Source organism: Neobacillus sp. GCM10027624, assembly GCF_042675345.1.
GTDB classification, from domain to species: domain Bacteria; phylum Bacillota; class Bacilli; order Bacillales; family Cytobacillaceae; genus Neobacillus; species Neobacillus cucumis_D.
Genome location: NZ_JBHTHD010000018.1, coordinates 25,835 through 41,912, shown reverse-complemented (window position 1 = coordinate 41,912; position 16,078 = coordinate 25,835). Strand labels below are relative to the sequence as shown.

Annotated in this window: 15 protein-coding genes; 3 read left to right on the top strand and 12 right to left on the bottom strand. The window is 40.8% G+C overall.

From position 1 onward, the window contains the following. Window positions 1–94 precede the first annotated feature (94 nt). The 6 genes from ACFQZ9_RS25295 to tkt form a co-directional block, all read right to left on the bottom strand. On the bottom strand, window positions 95–373 hold the full coding sequence (locus ACFQZ9_RS25295) for a PTS sugar transporter subunit IIB (RefSeq protein WP_198313749.1): 279 nt from the start codon (window positions 371–373) through the stop codon (window positions 95–97). A gap of 133 nt (window positions 374–506) precedes the next feature. Further along, on the bottom strand, window positions 507–770 hold the full coding sequence (locus ACFQZ9_RS25290) for a PTS sugar transporter subunit IIB (RefSeq protein WP_498946156.1): 264 nt from the start codon (window positions 768–770) through the stop codon (window positions 507–509). A 13-nt stretch (window positions 771–783) separates the two neighbouring features. After that, window positions 784–1,236 (bottom strand): PTS sugar transporter subunit IIA, encoded by a 453-nt coding sequence (locus tag ACFQZ9_RS25285; protein ID WP_498946155.1) that lies wholly within the window; start codon window positions 1,234–1,236, stop codon window positions 784–786. 29 nt (window positions 1,237–1,265) lie between these two features. Then, the gene (locus ACFQZ9_RS25280; RefSeq protein WP_498946154.1) at window positions 1,266–3,314 is read right to left on the bottom strand and encodes a BglG family transcription antiterminator; all 2,049 of its coding nucleotides are present in this window, start codon (window positions 3,312–3,314) and stop codon (window positions 1,266–1,268) included. A gap of 221 nt (window positions 3,315–3,535) precedes the next feature. Beyond that, the gene (locus tag ACFQZ9_RS25275; RefSeq protein ID WP_198313745.1) at window positions 3,536–3,802 is read right to left on the bottom strand and encodes a phosphocarrier protein HPr; all 267 of its coding nucleotides are present in this window, start codon (window positions 3,800–3,802) and stop codon (window positions 3,536–3,538) included. A 21-nt stretch (window positions 3,803–3,823) separates the two neighbouring features. Next, a complete protein-coding gene (gene tkt, locus ACFQZ9_RS25270; RefSeq protein WP_498946153.1) occupies window positions 3,824–5,845 on the bottom strand; it encodes a transketolase in 2,022 nt (673 codons plus the stop codon). Between the two features lie 357 nt (window positions 5,846–6,202). On the opposite strand from tkt, the gene sstT reads away from it, so the two are divergent. Then, a complete protein-coding gene (gene sstT, locus ACFQZ9_RS25265; RefSeq protein ID WP_498946152.1) occupies window positions 6,203–7,441 on the top strand; it encodes a serine/threonine transporter SstT in 1,239 nt (412 codons plus the stop codon). A gap of 161 nt (window positions 7,442–7,602) precedes the next feature. Here the strand turns inward: sstT and ACFQZ9_RS25260 are convergent, their stop codons facing one another. The 4 genes from ACFQZ9_RS25260 to ACFQZ9_RS25245 form a co-directional block, all read right to left on the bottom strand. Then, complete coding sequence (locus ACFQZ9_RS25260) at window positions 7,603–8,331, bottom strand: YwaF family protein (protein ID WP_498946151.1); 729 nt, start codon at window positions 8,329–8,331, stop codon at window positions 7,603–7,605. A 410-nt stretch (window positions 8,332–8,741) separates the two neighbouring features. Further along, entirely contained in the window at window positions 8,742–9,797 is a 1,056-nt protein-coding gene (locus ACFQZ9_RS25255) for an ABC transporter substrate-binding protein (protein ID WP_498946150.1), read from the bottom strand. 220 nt (window positions 9,798–10,017) lie between these two features. Further along, window positions 10,018–10,875, bottom strand: a complete 858-nt coding sequence (locus ACFQZ9_RS25250) for an ABC transporter permease (protein WP_498946148.1) — start codon at window positions 10,873–10,875, stop codon at window positions 10,018–10,020. Beyond that, window positions 10,838–11,698 (bottom strand): ABC transporter ATP-binding protein, encoded by an 861-nt coding sequence (locus ACFQZ9_RS25245; RefSeq protein WP_498946146.1) that lies wholly within the window; start codon window positions 11,696–11,698, stop codon window positions 10,838–10,840. Before ACFQZ9_RS25245 ends, ACFQZ9_RS25250 begins: the two co-directional genes overlap by 38 nt. 244 nt (window positions 11,699–11,942) lie before the next feature. Here ACFQZ9_RS25245 and ACFQZ9_RS25240 point away from each other — a divergent pair, with 244 nt between their 5' ends. Both ACFQZ9_RS25240 and ACFQZ9_RS25235 read left to right on the top strand, forming a co-directional pair. Then, the gene (locus tag ACFQZ9_RS25240) at window positions 11,943–13,535 is read left to right on the top strand and encodes a sensor histidine kinase (RefSeq protein ID WP_498946144.1); all 1,593 of its coding nucleotides are present in this window, start codon (window positions 11,943–11,945) and stop codon (window positions 13,533–13,535) included. Between the two features lie 2 nt (window positions 13,536–13,537). Further along, on the top strand, window positions 13,538–14,227 hold the full coding sequence (locus ACFQZ9_RS25235; RefSeq protein WP_498946143.1) for a response regulator: 690 nt from the start codon (window positions 13,538–13,540) through the stop codon (window positions 14,225–14,227). Between the two features lie 138 nt (window positions 14,228–14,365). On the opposite strand, the gene ACFQZ9_RS25230 is transcribed toward ACFQZ9_RS25235, so the two are convergent. Together ACFQZ9_RS25230 and ACFQZ9_RS25225 are read right to left on the bottom strand one after the other, a co-directional pair. After that, a complete protein-coding gene (locus tag ACFQZ9_RS25230; RefSeq protein WP_498946141.1) occupies window positions 14,366–15,178 on the bottom strand; it encodes a BtpA/SgcQ family protein in 813 nt (270 codons plus the stop codon). 78 nt (window positions 15,179–15,256) lie between these two features. Then, entirely contained in the window at window positions 15,257–16,051 is a 795-nt protein-coding gene (locus tag ACFQZ9_RS25225; RefSeq protein WP_498946140.1) for an inositol monophosphatase family protein, read from the bottom strand. Window positions 16,052–16,078: the final 27 nt, after the last annotated feature.

The window sequence follows — 16,078 nt, the reverse complement described above, 5'->3', positions numbered from 1 at the left end:
AATTCGTTACTAGAAAATCGTTAACTCTATTAATGATAGATTCAAACAGCATATAGAATTGCCTGTTTTTAGCATCACGAGAGTGGTTGAGCGTTTATTTTAAGTGGTCAAGAATTTTTTGATCCAACGCTTCCATATTGATTCCAGTAATATAAGATGTTGCGATTAATGCCGGAATTTTATAGGTTGTTGGCAAAATAGTAGTGGATACAATTAAATCCGCATCTTCTTGACGAGAAGAGACCTCAGCAATTTTACATTGAATCACTTCTGCATTGACACCGTTATCTTTTAATAAGTTTTCTACTCTTTCACAAACGACTGTTGAGGTTGCAATTCCTGCTCCACATGCGACTAATACTGTTTTTTTCATGACATTCACTCCATTTAATAGTTTATTTTTTGGATTCAGAAAAATAGCGTTTACAATTTTGATTATTTTAAGTGGTCAAGAATTTTTTGATCTAACGCTTCCATATTGATTCCGGTAATATAAGAAGTGGCAATTAAANTTTTTGATCTAACGCTTCCATATTGATTCCGGTAATATAAGAAGTGGCAATTAAAGCCGGAATTTTATAGGTTGTTGGCAAAATAGTAGTGGATACAATTAAATCCGCATCTTCTTGACGAGAAGAGACCTCGGCGATTTTACATTGAATCACTTCTGCATTAACGGCGTTATCTTTTAATAAGTTTTCTACTCTTTCACAAACGACGGTTGAGGTTGCAATTCCTGCTCCACATGCGACTAATACTCTTTTTTTCATTTTCATTTCCCCCTTAATTGAATACGCTATGAACTTCGCTTACAGTTGTTGAATTTTTAATTTGTTCTACTTTCGCTTCATCTTGAATTACTTGCATAATTTGCTGCAAGACGGTTAACTGACTATGCGGCTCGTTCAGCCCCAGCATGATGACGACATCGATATCCGCTTCTTTATTCTTGTCATCCATCAAATGGAAGGAAACAGGTTTTTCTAATGTAGCAACCGCAATAAATTGTTCAAATACATGCTCTGGATCTGTATGTGGGATGGCTACATTGTATTTGCTTAAACTTAATCCGGTTGGGAATGCGGCCTCCCGTTCCTTTACTTTCTCTAAAAATTGTTCAGTTACAAAGCCTCTTTTTAAGGCTTCCTCTGCAAGGATTTCAAGTAAGTGATCCCTGTTTTCACATTCAATATTCAGCTTTATCAAATCATCTTTAAGAAAACTTTTTAAAGACATGCAATTCTCCTCCATGCAATTTGTCTAGTTTATTTAGAATAGGATTGAATAAGGTCATACATTTCTGCTTCCGACTTCATTTCAATCATCCTTTGAATATCACTTTCTGTGCTGGCCAACTTCATTAATTGCATTAAGGCTTGAAAATGCTGACTTTTATCGACAGCTGCAATCACAACAACGAAATGAACCTTCCGATTATTTTCAAACACCAGACCATCTTTAATTTTCAATAGACTCATGCCGATTGTATTAACTCCGTCTTCCGGACTGGCGTGCGGAATGGCAATATTTCTCCGAAGGACAATGTGAGGCGACATCGTTGGATACTGGTTCAGCATTGTATCAACGTATTGCTCCGTAACCACTCCCTTATTTAATAAAGGTTCGGAGGCAATTTTTATTGCATCATGCCAACTATGTACCTGCTCACGGACCACAATGGTTTCAGGTGTAAGTAAATCGGATAAAAGGTAACCATTTTTCTGCTCGACTGGAGTAATTTCTTGGTTTGAAAAATAATTCTGTAAAGCATTCACCAATGATTGTTTCTCTTCGATCTTTGCATATTTTTCAACAATGCTGACAATGTGGTCGACACTGATGACCGAAGCATTTAAACCGAAAAGTTCTTTCATGACTCGTTGACGAAGCTGCACTTTCTCAAAATCCGTGATGAACCGGTCAACCAGAAATAATTGTTTGTCCGACTGCAACGGAACCGGTGAGAAGACAAGATCAATATCATCTTTATTAGAAGCTTCAAATTCACGAACAGATAACGCATCATAAAAGTAAATTTCAGGAAATAATCCTTTTAAGGTGTTCTCCATTAATTTGGAGATGGAAACTCCGTTTGGACAGACTACAACGGCCCTTTTTTTCTTCTGAATTCTTTCCCCGATGTTGATTAAATGCCCGCCAAGAAAGATGGTCAGGAACATGATTTCACTTTCCGGTATCGGTGCCCCGATATATTCCTCAAGCGGTTTCACCGAATCCTTCACAATAAAATGAATCGCCTCAAATTCATCACTTACTTTTTCGATCATGGTGTAATTCGTGGTTAAGTGATATTTAATTCGATAATAGGCAGGCTTCATATGAAGGACTAACCTTTCTAATAAAGCATTTTTATCCTTTAATACCACACAGGCCTTTTTTTCAAATAGGGATAAACTATCATTAAGCGCTTGTATGAATTGGGGTAATTCATTCTTTGTTAAGAATTCAGACTTTAATACATTTGATGTCAAAAGCTGTAAGGTAAGAAACAACCGCTCGGCCTTCGGTACGTCAATCCCATCTTGAATAAGAATTTCAGCTGCCTCATATTCCTTCGTATCCGATAATTCCTCATAGTCAATATGATAATGGTCCGCGATTAGCTTGTTCTTCCCTATTCGTCCAAGTAGAATGGCAATGACATATGGAAGGAGCTTTAATCTGTCATCACTGAATTTTAGATGGAGTGTGTTTTCAATCTCTTCCATTTGCTGTTTAAGCTTTTTGATCTTCTCTTCTGGAATTCCGATGAATTCATCGATATACCAATCACCGTTATACATGTTAAATACGGACTGTAAGACATCCACTAACAGCTTTCTCTTATCCCATTCTGACCCTGCTAAATCGTAGCCATTGATTCTTGAGTAAACAATTTCTAGATCATAGTGGCTGACCATTCCTTGGGCAATCTTCAAATCCCTTAAAATCGTATTTTTACTGACCTCGATCTCAGAGGTGAAATGAACCAATGATAATTCCTCTTCACTGCTTAAAATCATTAATAAAATCAGCTGAGCTCTTTCTTTTTCAGAAGGAATATATTTTTTCTGAGAGGGTTCCACCTTATCGCCAAAGAGTTCAATCAAAATGGGATTGACAATGAATTTTCCACTATTGGTTCTTTTGATGGATGGATAGTTTTTTTCCTCTAGCCAATCATTGATTTTGTTAAAACTATAGCTAATTTGTCTCCGGGACAATTGATACTTTTTTTCCAGTCTGGCATTCGATATTTCGGGGTTTCCAATGACCTCTTTTAATAATGTATTGCTCCTTTCATCTAAGTACATGAATGATTCCCCCTATCTGTTTTTAAGTTTATCAGACCTCAACGAATTTTTTGATGCGCTTTCATAGCCATTTGTTACCTGTAAATTGTGCAACATGATGATGAACTTTCTTATTATTCAGACAGAGTGCCATAAGCATTCGACAATATTTGTGCACTCTAACATAAAAAGGCAGAAGGTCAACTTACCCTTCTGCCTATAATCGGCCAAAACCAATAAGATTATTTTGCTAACTCTGCCTTTACAATCGTCTCTTCTAAAGCTGCAATCGCTTGAACAGCATCTGCACCCTCTGCAGAAAGTTTAATTTCTGCTCCTTTTGGAATTCCTAAAGACATAACTCCCATAATCGATTTTAAGTTTACCTTTTTAGCATTATATTCGATTTGAATAGTGGAGGCAAATTGACTTGCCGTTTGTACAAGTGTTGTTGCAGGACGTGCATGAATACCGGTTTCATCGATTACAATAAATGTTTTTTCAGCCATAATAGTAAATTCCCCTTTTCTTTAATTCATCTTCTCCAATAACGCTTTAAATCTATTAACAACATTTCCAACTGTAAAACCATACTCTTCAAATAGTTTACTAGCCGGGGCAGATGCACCAAAATGATCAATCGTGATTTTGTCCCCGTGCTCGCCAATATATTCTCTCCAACCCAGTGAAGCCCCCAGCTCAACCGCAAGACGAGCCTTTAGATGTTTCGGAAGGATGCTTTCTTTATATTCTACCGACTGCTGTTCAAAACGATCCCAGCTTGGCAAGCTGACAACCGATACATGAATCTCTCTTTTTTCAAGTTCCTTCTGTGCCGCAATCGCAAGTGACACTTCAGAACCGGTAGCAAGAAGTAACCCTGCAGCCTCTCCATTTGCCTCTGAAACGATATAACCGCCGCGTTTTACCCCTTCAAAAACCACAGGACTCGCTAAATCTAATGTTTGCAGACTTTGGCGTGAAAGCACTAAAGCCGTCGGTGTATCCTTACTTTCAAGCGCCAATCGCCATGCTGCCGCCGTTTCCTTCGCATCCGCAGGACGAATCACAGATAGACCCGGCATGGCCCTTAAAGAGGCTAACTGCTCAATTGGCTCATGGGTAGGCCCATCTTCCCCGACCGCCACACTGTCATGCGTAAATACATAGGTAACAGGTAGCTTCATTAAGGCAGCAAGTCGAATCGCAGGTCTTAGATAATCGGAAAAGACAAAGAAGGTCGCACCAAACACTTTCACTCCGCCATGCAGAGCCATTCCATTCATCGCTGCCCCCATCGCAAACTCCCTGACACCAAACCAAATATTTCTGGCCGCATATCCATCAGAACCAAAATTCCCTTCTGAAGCAAGAAGTGTTTTGTTCGAGCTTGCCAAATCAGCAGACCCACCGATTAATTGTGGAATCACCTTAGCGGCAGCATTTAACGTTTTTCCGGATGATTCTCTTGTAGCCAATCCTTCTCCAGCCGCAAACTCAGGCAGTCCCTCTTCCCACTTGTCAGGAAGTTTCCCGTTTAAGGCTGTTTCCAATTGTCCTGCAAGCTCAGGATATTCATTTTTATAGTTTTCAAAAAGCTCATTCCAAGCTGCTTCTTTTTGCTGCCCAAGACTCGCCAGCTGTTTAAAATGATGGGCGGCTCCTTCCGGTACAAAAAACGGTTTTTCTCCGTTCCAATTGTAGGCTGCTTTCGTTAACCTTGCCTCATCCGCACCAAGCGGCGCACCATGGGAGGCAGATTTCCCCGATTTATTCGGAGAACCGAAACCAATCGTCGTTTTCACCTCGATTAATGTTGGGCGCTCGAGATCTGCTTTCGCTTCTTGCAAGGCGTTTTGAATCTCGTCAACATCATTTCCGTCTTCGACACGGATGACCTGCCAGCCATAGGCTGCAAAACGGTCTTCTACTTTTTCAGAAAAAGCATGGTCCAGGTCTCCATCCAATGAAATATTATTGGAATCATATAAAACAATGAGACGGCCAAGCTGTAGGTGTCCTGCAAGGGATGCTGCCTCAGCCGAAACTCCTTCCATTAAATCGCCATCCCCGCATATGCCATAGGTATAATGATCGATTACAGGATAGTTTTCCTTGTTATACGTACCTGCCAAATGACGCTCTGCCATTGCCATACCAACTGCCATCGCCACACCTTGTCCTAACGGCCCGGTTGTCGCTTCAACACCAGGTGTATGTCCAACCTCAGGATGACCAGGTGTTTTACTGCCCCATTGACGGAAATTTTGCAAATCATCCATGGTCACATCATAGCCGAATAGGTGCAGCAAGCTATACAGGAGCATTGATCCATGGCCTGCCGATAAAACAAAGCGGTCTCTGTTCACCCAGTTCGGGTTCAGCGGATTATGATTCATCTCCCTCGCCCATAAGGTATAGGCCATTGGCGCCGCTCCCATAGGCATTCCAGGATGTCCAGAATTAGCCTTTTCAATCGCATCAATGGACAAAGTTCGAATCGTATTGATCGCTAACTCTTCAATTCCCTTCTCAACTAGTACCTTCACCATATGTAACACTCCTTTAGAGTAAAACTTGTATTCTTATCTTTAATACTACCATCGGTTAAATCATTTTGATGGCGGTTTCATCCCCTTTAATGTGCTGTTGCTTGTATTCCACGGTGATTGCATCGAAGTACCAGTTTACTGCAATACTTCACCACTTTAAACTTTAGTTGAGTAGAGGTCAGACCCATATTACTATTGTAATATATCTAAATTTTCACTATAATATTATTAATTGAATAGTTTTATAGAAATAATTGCGATAATATTGGCTTTCTAATTGCAAGGTTAACCCTAGGTCCAAGGACAGAATGGCCCTAGATTGTTGCATTTTATCTTATACTAGCGGAGGTCGAATTGATGAAAGATTTACTGAAAAAGTGGAATCAAATAAGTCTAGTAAAACAAATTATTATCGGATTAATTATTGGGATTATCCTAGCTGTAGCAATACCTGATACAGCAAAACCAATTGCCATCTTTGGTTCCCTGTTTGTCGGTGCACTAAAAGCCGTTGCACCCGTACTCGTACTATTCTTAGTTATGTCCGCTATCGCTCAACACAAAAGCGGTCACAAAACCAACATGAAATCCATTATTGTTCTTTACCTGTTAGGAACCTTTTTGGCAGGACTGATCGCCGTTATTGTTAGCTTCATCTTCCCGGTAGGTCTAAAACTGGGAGCAGGTGCCGGGGATCTTACACCTCCGGGCGGTGTAGCAGATGTCCTCAAAACCTTACTGATGAACCTTGTGGATAACCCGGTAAAAGCCCTTTTCAATGCGAACTATATCGGTATCTTAGCTTGGGCAGTCGTTCTAGGCTTTGCGTTAAAAAACGCCTCAGATTCAACCAAAACCGTGATTGCCAATTTTTCCGATGCGATCTCGAAAGTGGTTACTTGGGTTATCAAATTTGCCCCACTTGGCATCATGGGTCTCGTATTTGATTCGATTACCGCAAACGGACTCGGTTCTCTATTAAGCTATGGAAAATTACTAGTCGTTTTAATCGGCTGTATGTTCTTTGTTGCTCTTGTTGTAAATCCATTGATCGTATACGTGGGAATCCGCCAAAACCCGTATCCACTTGTATTACAGTGCTTAAAGGAAAGCGGAATTACAGCATTCTTCACACGCAGTTCAGCAGCAAACATCCCGGTTAATATGAAATTATGTGAAAAACTAGGTTTAGATAAGGATACGTATTCTGTATCGATTCCATTAGGTGCTACCGTTAACATGGCAGGTGCGGCCGTTACGATTTCTGTTTTAACACTTGCAGCCGTTCATACACTTGGCATTCATGTGGATATCCCGACAGCCATCATCCTCAGCGTTCTATCTGCTGTATGTGCTTGCGGTGCTTCAGGTGTTGCCGGCGGATCCTTATTATTGATCCCTCTTGCATGTAGCTTATTTGGAATTTCAAATGATGTTGCCATGCAGGTGGTAGGTGTAGGCTTTATCGTAGGTGTTCTACAAGATTCTTGTGAAACAGCACTTAACTCTTCCACAGACGTCCTATTCACAGCAACAGCTGAATTTAACAAACGTCGTAAGGAAGGCAAAAAGATTGATATTAATAAAGTAGCGTAAAAATGTAACAAACCACACTGGATTTAATTTCAGTGTGGTTTTTTATTTGTGGATAAGTTACTGATTTATGTAGATTTCCTGCCCAATTGTTGATATATCCCCAAAATTTGTGGATATCCATGTGAAATTTGTGGATATCTTCAGAAAATTTGTTGATAAAATCAAGATGTATGTTGATATCTTCTTTTAATCCAAAAGGGACTATAGAGTATATAAAAACTCAGAATCATCACCAGTTCTAATGAAAGAAGATACCACGGCCACGGACCAAGATAATCTAAAAGAGAAGCGGATTCAGGTTTTTTCATGATATAAAGGTAGTTCGCGCCAAGTAATTTATTAAGGACAAAAACACAAATTGCATATAGATTCACGAGCAGAATGGTTACCCACATGGAAAAGATGGTTGGCCGATAATGGAAGGCCGCCACCATAAACAAACAAGCCAATACTACCCCTCCATGTGAAACAAAAAACTCAATATATCGAAAGTGAGGAAACGAAAATCTATCAAGGCTAGGCGTCAAGAGGGCCTGAATGGAACTGCCCAGCGCCGCAAAATACATGAATTGAAAAAGTTTATAGCTTCTCAAAAGCAACATGACAACGGCAAGGATGACAACAAGATCACTAAGATGCAGTGGCAAATCTCTCCTTATGGACCATGCATGCTCTTTGATAAGCCAAAGATGATACGAAACATCAGAAGCAACTAAGAGAATGGCGAGAGAGAAACGGAAAATCCTTTGGTTCCTATTTTTCTTTAGCTCCTTCCGCATAACGAACAGGAGAAAACAAAGTACAAAAATAATCCCGATCGTTAAAAGGTGCTGTACGGAAAAAAGGCGAAATGAATCGAGTTTTGAAGGAATTTGAAAATATTTTTGCATCGTACTAACTCCATTTACCGACTTTCATCCTTTTAGTCTGTGCTCTAATCGTCGAATCATACAAGGTAAAAGCCTACACAGACTACCTTTCCAAGTAAGCCATAATAAGTGGATTTACTAAAAGAGTGACAGGAGCACGTGGCTAATCAAAACGACCAGTAGGCTGTGGATAAGTTAATGATTGATGTAGATTTTCAGCCGAATTGTTGATATATCCCCAAAATATGTTGATATCCTGCGAAAAAGTGTTGATATAATCAGAATCTGTGTCGATATCCAGGCAAAATGTGTTGATATAATCAAATTTTGTGTTGATATCGAGCTAAAATTTGTTGATATCCAAAAAAATAGCCCACATTATACATTAAAAAACCGGGAAACCACCTATCGGCTTCCCGGTCTGACATGACTTATTGCACTTTATTCACAAAATCATTCGTATAAGTCTGGCTGAGATCAACATTTTGTACAGGTTTAAAGGCAGAAAGAATTTTTTTAACATTTTCCGGTACCCCATTCGGCATTTTTCCGTCCGTTGTAAACATCGGAAGCTGTCCCTTTAGTGCTTGGATATACAAGGCTTTATCCCCGGCATAATACTCTTCAGGCAATTTGTCGGCGATTTCCTCAGGAGTATGGGTGCTCATCCATTTTAATGTCCGTACATAGGCATTGGCTAATTTTTGGACAACATCCGGATGCGCCTTCACATAATCGTTCGTCATATATAAACTGGTTGCAGCATATCTTCCCCCTAATGCTTTTTCTGTGCCCTCTTTTGAGTTCATGTCCACAAAGGTGTAGGCCAAATGTTTATTTTTAAGAAGGGAAGCAGTTGGTTCACTTGTAACAGCAGCATCAATTCGTTTATTTTGCATCGCTGCAATTAACGTTTGACCGGCTCCTACAGGCAGCGGTTTGTAATCGCTCTCTTTATTGCCGCCTTTGACGACATTATAGCTTGCAAGCATGTTGGTGGATGACCCAAGTCCCGTGACACCAATGGTAAGTCCTTTCAAATCCGCTAATGTTTTTACCTTATCCTTTAAGCGATTGGCGACCATCAGCTGTTCGCCCGGAACGTCAGCCATCGTGACAACCGCTTCCACCTTTTTCCCCTTTGTCTGTAAATCAAGCGTATGGTCATAAAAACCGCCTGCACCATCCACCTGACCTGCTAGTAGGGCTAATTCCGCATCCTGACCAGCACTTTCCTCGACAAGTGTAACTGTCACTCCTGCGTCCTTGTAATACCCCAGTTTTTCAGCAAGCATATAAGGCAGGTAAATAATTTTCTCTAAGCCTCCCACCATGATCGAGACTTTTGGTGTACCCTTTGTACTGCTGGTGTTTTTAGGTGTGGTTGATGCGGCAGTTGAAGAATTGGAAGAACAGCCAGTGAGAAGCATGGCTGCAACAGCCATACCTGAAACCCCGATACTTAATCTTTTCATCGTCTTACCCATGTGTAATTCCCCCTTATTTTTAAAAATAGTTTGTTTTCTTATACTAAGAAAGGCTTCTGAAAGTGTAAAATTTCTCCTCCTAACAGCTTTATCGGCGAATCTAGTCCCTTTATCAGCGAATTAAAGGTTTTATCAGCGAATTCAGCCTCTTTATCAGCGAATTAAAGGTTTTATTCAGCGAATTCAGCCATGTTATCCGCGAATTAAGAAAAGCCCAAACTTATTGACGGATATGCCGCCATGCGATAAATCGTTTTTCCAGTTTTGATACTCCCCAATCGGCAATCAAGGCGGTGATGGATAGAATGACCATTCCTGCAAATACCCCAGTGGTATCAAATGCCCCCTGTGCTTGGGCAATTAAGTATCCGAGTCCCTCTGTAGCGCCAATGAACTCCCCCACTACAGCCCCAATTAAGGCAAAACCAAAGCTAGAATGTAAGCTTGAAAGAATCCATGTCAGGGCGGATGGTATAATAACGTGTCTAGCTAATTGGCGTTTGCTAGCACCTAATAATCGAGCATTGTTGACTAAATTTCGATCGACTTCTCTAACCCCTTGAAAAGCATTAAAGAATACGATGAAGAACGTAAGCACTAATCCTGAAGCAACCTTTGACGACATCCCAAGACCAAACCATAAAATAAAGATTGGGACAAGGACCACCCGTGGAATCGCATTGATCATTTTAATATAAGGTCCTAAAATCACGGATAGCAGCTCGTTCATTCCCAGTGCATAGCCAAAAATAATTCCGGCAATCCCACCCAATACAAAAGAAAGAATCGTTTCTTCAAAAGTAATGATGAATTGCTTATAAAGCGGACCGGCCGTTGTTCCATTCAACGCCCATCCCCATATATGCTTGGCAATATCAAAAGGACTCGAGAAAAAGAAAGGATCAATGATGTTTCGACTGGATAGATATTGCCAAGAGCCCATAAGCAGGATAAACAGCGTTAATTGCAGGCTTAGGTTTCGCGCCCGAAGTTTTACTGCCTTTCTCCGCATTTCCGCTTTACGTGAAACCACTTCCGGATTAGCTGGATTTGGAATGGAGTTTGTTTGCGTTCTCATAACTAATCATCACCTCATCCTTCAAATCTTCCCAAATCTGCTTATGGATTCTCATAAAAGCAGGATCAAAGCTTATTTCAGCTACATTTCGCGGTCTTGGCAAATCAATCCGATAATCCCCTTTAATCGTTGCCCCCGGCCCCGCTGTAAGAACAATCACTCGATCACTTAAGGCAATCGCTTCCTCCAAATCATGTGTGATAAAAAAGACGGATGCAGAGGTTTCTTCCCAAATCCTTAGCAATTCATCTTCCATTAAATGTCTTGTGTGGACATCAAGGGCCGAAAATGACTCGTCCATTAGAAGAATTTCGGGTTGAACAATGAGGCATTGTGCTAATGCAACCCGCTTACGCATCCCTCCGGAAAGCTGGGAAGGATAATGCCCCTCAAATCCTTTGAGTCCAACGCGGGCAATCCATTTTCTTGCCTCCTCATAGGCATCCGCTTTGGGTCTGCCCCGCATTCGCAGCCCAAGCGAAACATTGTCAATGACCGTTTTCCAAGGAAAAGCATTTTCTGTTTGAAAAACACAGGCAGCCCTTGGGTTAATTCCCTCTAATTTTTCACCAGAAATCAGAACCTCCCCGGCAGATGGTGGTTCAAACCCGGCGATCAAGCTTAAGGTAGTCGATTTCCCACAACCCGTTGGTCCCACAATGGAAACAAACTCCCCTTTTGGAATTTTCAAATCAATATTGCGCAATACGGTATGAACTTCTCCAGTTGGCTTAACAAACTCCTTTGTCACACCGTTTAACTCCATCATGGTTGGAGTTGAATCTGTCATGGCCCGATACACCTTTTTCTCCACTGCACCCACTTGATTCCCCCATTTCATTATTTTTTCTCAACGTTTACAAGTTTGATTATAGAAAATTCAAAACATTGCGAAAACGTTTACACGATATCGTTAATAAAGAGAATAAACACAATTAAAACGATTTACACAACGCGAAAAATGACTATTTTTATATAGACTAGCATTCAGTATCTACTTTAAAATAAGGATAGTCATATTTTTCTGAAAATTAACTTCATTGAGGCAAACTAGGATGTGGATAAGCTTGAAGGGTAAAAAAAGAAAAGTGAAGTTACGAACGAAAATGAATCTTCTGATCTTAGTAAATCTCCTTTTTGTCCTTATCCTTTTTATCGTGACTCTTTCCTTGATTATGGTTCACCGGGAGTATAAGGAGACAGGAAGTAATGCGTTGTCTGTAGCCAAAACAGTAGCGGGCCTGCCGGAAGTGGTTCAAGCCTTTAAAAATCCAAATCCCTCTTCCATCATCCAGCCCATCGCGGAAGATATCCGAAAAGAATCAGGGGCGCAATTTATTGTGGTTTCCAATATGAACTTAATTCGCTACAGCCATCCCAACACCACCCAGATTGGCAAGCATATGGTGGGGGATGATGACAAACAGGTTCTCTCCGGCCATGGGAGTATTACAATGGCAAAGGGGACTCTCGGATATTCCATCCGTGGGAAATATCCTGTTTTTAATGAAAAGCATCATCAAATTGGCGTAGTTTCTGTAGGTTTTACCATGGAGAATATATGGAAAAAACTTACCTCTCTCATTCTCGAAATCATCGGAATTGGTTTAGTCGCATTGGTAGTGGGTCTAATAGGGGCTTGGGTCCTCTCCGGTCATATAAAAAAGGAAATTCTTAATTTTGAACCTTACGAAATTGCTTTCCTCACCCAGCAGCAAGCGGCCATTCTCGAATCGATTCGTGAAGGAATCGTGGCCATCGACACAGACGGCAACATCATGACCTTCAACCAGGAAGCGAAAAACATGCTGGAGCAAAATACAGGAGATTTCATTGGGAAATCGATCACCTCCATCCTTCCAACCTCTAGGCTGAATGAAATCATCGAGGAAGGGACTTCCCACTATGACCAGCCAATGATTATCGGGAATTCATTAGTGGTGGTGAACAGGGTTCCTGTGCAAATGGATGGGGAAGTGATCGGGGCTGTCGCGAGCTTTCGCGATAAACTGCAGCTCGATCAGATGGACCAGCGCTTGGCCGATATCGGGCAATACGTTGATACACTAAGAAGCCAGCGCCATGAATTTATGAACAAGCTTCACCTGATTTCTGGGCTTATTCAAATGAAAGAATTTGACTTGGTAAAAGACCTCATTGAAGACGTGCATCATGAACAGCAAACGGTCCTTAACTTTTTTCTTGCGAGGGTGCGTGACCCCGCGATTGTCGGTGTTTTGATTGGAAAAATGCACCGGGCGAAAGAACTGGGAATTGGGTTAACCATCAGCGAAAATTCCGCCGTATCGGAGATTTGCCCCCATCGGGAAACGATTTTAACGATTCTAGGAAATGCGATTGAAAATGCAGTGGAAGCCATGACCACGGTGGCAAAGGAAAAAGGGTCAGCGATGATTTCGGTCTATATCAAAGAAGAACGGAACCAGCTGATTTTACAAGTAAGTGACAATGGACCAGGGATTGACCCGGAACTGGGGGATCAAATTTTTGCGGATGGCGGTACAACAAAAGGGGAAGGCCGGGGATTTGGCTTAGCTTTAGTTTCACGTCTAGTTTCACGATTAAATGGAACTGTCGAGATGAGTTCTTCGTCAGAAGGAGCAATATTACAAGTTAGCTTACCACTTACGGAGGGATAAGGATGGATGATCAAGCTTTACGGGTAATGGTGGTGGATGATGATTTCATGATTGCCAGAATGCATGGTAAATATATCTCTGCACAGAAAGGATATCAGTTGGCGGGGACTGCCCATAACTACGAAGAAGCGATCATGATGCTTGAATCGGTGGAACCGGATTTAGTGCTGCTGGATGTCTATCTTCCCGATTGTTCTGGAATTGAGCTGCTTCGAGCCATTCGCATGCAAAATAAACGCTGTGACGTGATTTTGATAACAGCTGCAAAAGAGCTTGCAGTTGTCGAAGACGGATTTCGTTTCGGTATTATCGATTATTTAATCAAGCCCTTTGATTTGAACCAGCTGAAAACCTCCTTACATAAGTATTTGAAATTTAAATCACGCTTATCAAGTTCCACCCTTTTGGATCAAGGAACTGTAGATGATTTAAAAAAGCTGCGAATCTCGGAATCAACTGCACTTCCACTCTATCAAAAAGGGATTGATTTACGGACATTGGAAAAAATAAAAAAATGCTTTTCCAACTCAGCCAGTCCCTTGAGCGCTGATCAAATTGCCAAGTTAGCCGGTGTCAGTCTATCCACCACCAGAACGTATCTTTCTCATTTGGTGGAAGAACACGAATTGATGGAAGAACAACAATACGGAACCGTGGGCCGTCCATTGAGGTTATATCGGCTAGTGGACTAGGAGATTTCGGACAAAATAAAAACCCCACCTTTTGATGAATGGATGGGGTTATTTTAACGATTGGAATCTGCTCAATTGAATTAATTAAAGGAGTCTAAACTTCAATGTAAAGGTTACCTCATTTAAGAGAATCTTAAACTACAAACTTGATCGAAAAGCCTTAACTTTATCCATAAACTCCCTTACACGATTAACGTCTACATGATTCTCAAACTTTCCTTCATATTTAAAAGTGGTACCCGTTACTGCTCCATCGGCAATTGATAATTGTTCCTCTAGATTCTCTAACCGTACCCCTGTGTTAGCAAAAACAACTGTGTTTGGAACCACTTCTTTTACCCTTGATAGCAAGGCAACATCCGTTCCTACCCCGGCAGTCAGACCAGATACGCATAATGCATCAGGCCTATTATTAAAAACTGTTGATTTAGCAATACTCTCAATATCTCGATCTGCTAAATATTTAGCAGCCTCAGGTACAATATTAAACAAAAGTTTAACATTTTCCGCACCAATTCTGTACTGATGACGGATCGTTTCTCCTACATTGGTGTCCCATGTACCAAAATCACTTGCATAAACACCGGTAAAAATTTCACGAACAAATTTAGCACCTGTTGCTGCTGCCAAATCTAATGACTTTTTAGCATCCCATAAAACATTCACACCAAATGGAACTTTAATATCCTGCATTAACTCCCCAATAATACGTGCCATTGCAGCAACAGTTTCTGTTTTAACATTTGTAAGATAAGGTAAGCTGAACTCGTTAGAGAACATCACTGCGTCCACTCCACCTTCTTGTAAAGCGTGTAAATCCCTTCTTGCCATTTCTATAACATATTCCATCCCTTTTTCTTTATCGAAATGTGGATCACCTGGCAACGGCAATAGATGACACATTGCAATAATTGCTTTTTCCGTTCCTATTACATCTTTTAACCATGTCATGATTAATCACCCTTTTATTATATTATTAAACTTAATTACCTAGTTTCTTACATTCATACTCTATGAATCTACTTTTGTTTAACGGTCTTTAAAAAGCTCAAGAACTTGTTGATGTAATGAAGAATTTGCGACAATGACATGATTCCCAGGTCCTTCAAGTGTGATTCCCTTCATATCTGTTACCGTTGCACCTGCTTCGTTACAGATTAAGGAGGCTGCCGTTATATCCCATCTTTCTAGGTCTTGCTCCCAAAAAATATCAATTCTTCCTTTTGCCACCTCACAAAGATCCTTCGCAGCAGCCCCTAATGATCTCATCGTTAGTACACGTGGAGTGATTTTGGTCCATTCCCATAAATTATTGGTTTCCGGATTTTCAAAGGAATAAGGAAAACCTGAAGCAGCTACAGAACGATTTAGTTCAGTTATTTGAGACACCTGGAGCCTTTCCCCATTACACCATGCTCCCTTTCCTTTAATGGCCGAATATACTTCTTCCCTGGATGGATCATAAACAACGGCACAGACAGTCTGATTATTCTCATTTACCAATGCAATGGAAATGCACCAATGTGGTAGTCCTCTCATAAAATTGACTGTACCGTCAAGAGGGTCAAGATACCATCTCCTTTTATTTTCAACCACGCTTTCGTCCACCGGATTCATTTCTTCAGATATAATGATGTCATCTGGAAAAGCATGCTGAATGGCTTCAACAATAATTCTTTCCGATTCCTTATCTGCTGAGGTTACAGGATTTATCGCCCCTTTCCATTCTTCTTTCAAGGGTTTTAACCATTTCATAAGAATGGATCCAGATGATTTGAGCGCTTGCATGGCAATACTTAGTTCGGTTTCATAATTTCCTTGCATGATTCTCCCGCTTTCCAATTTATTTAT

Coding starts and splice junctions, on each gene's coding strand:
- ACFQZ9_RS25255 (WP_498946150.1), bottom strand. CDS start 9,797: ATGGGTAAGACGATGAAAAGATTAAGTATCGGGGTTTCAGGTATGGCT.
- ACFQZ9_RS25295 (WP_198313749.1), bottom strand. CDS start 373: ATGAAAAAAACAGTATTAGTCGCATGTGGAGCAGGAATTGCAACCTCA.
- tkt (WP_498946153.1), bottom strand. CDS start 5,845: ATGGTGAAGGTACTAGTTGAGAAGGGAATTGAAGAGTTAGCGATCAAT.
- ACFQZ9_RS25250 (WP_498946148.1), bottom strand. CDS start 10,875: ATGAGAACGCAAACAAACTCCATTCCAAATCCAGCTAATCCGGAAGTG.
- ACFQZ9_RS25280 (WP_498946154.1), bottom strand. CDS start 3,314: ATGTACTTAGATGAAAGGAGCAATACATTATTAAAAGAGGTCATTGGA.
- ACFQZ9_RS25225 (WP_498946140.1), bottom strand. CDS start 16,051: ATGCAAGGAAATTATGAAACCGAACTAAGTATTGCCATGCAAGCGCTC.
- ACFQZ9_RS25285 (WP_498946155.1), bottom strand. CDS start 1,236: ATGTCTTTAAAAAGTTTTCTTAAAGATGATTTGATAAAGCTGAATATT.
- ACFQZ9_RS25230 (WP_498946141.1), bottom strand. CDS start 15,178: ATGACATGGTTAAAAGATGTAATAGGAACGGAAAAAGCAATTATTGCA.
- sstT (WP_498946152.1), top strand. CDS start 6,203: ATGAAAGATTTACTGAAAAAGTGGAATCAAATAAGTCTAGTAAAACAA.
- ACFQZ9_RS25235 (WP_498946143.1), top strand. CDS start 13,538: ATGGATGATCAAGCTTTACGGGTAATGGTGGTGGATGATGATTTCATG.
- ACFQZ9_RS25275 (WP_198313745.1), bottom strand. CDS start 3,802: ATGGCTGAAAAAACATTTATTGTAATCGATGAAACCGGTATTCATGCA.
- ACFQZ9_RS25260 (WP_498946151.1), bottom strand. CDS start 8,331: ATGCAAAAATATTTTCAAATTCCTTCAAAACTCGATTCATTTCGCCTT.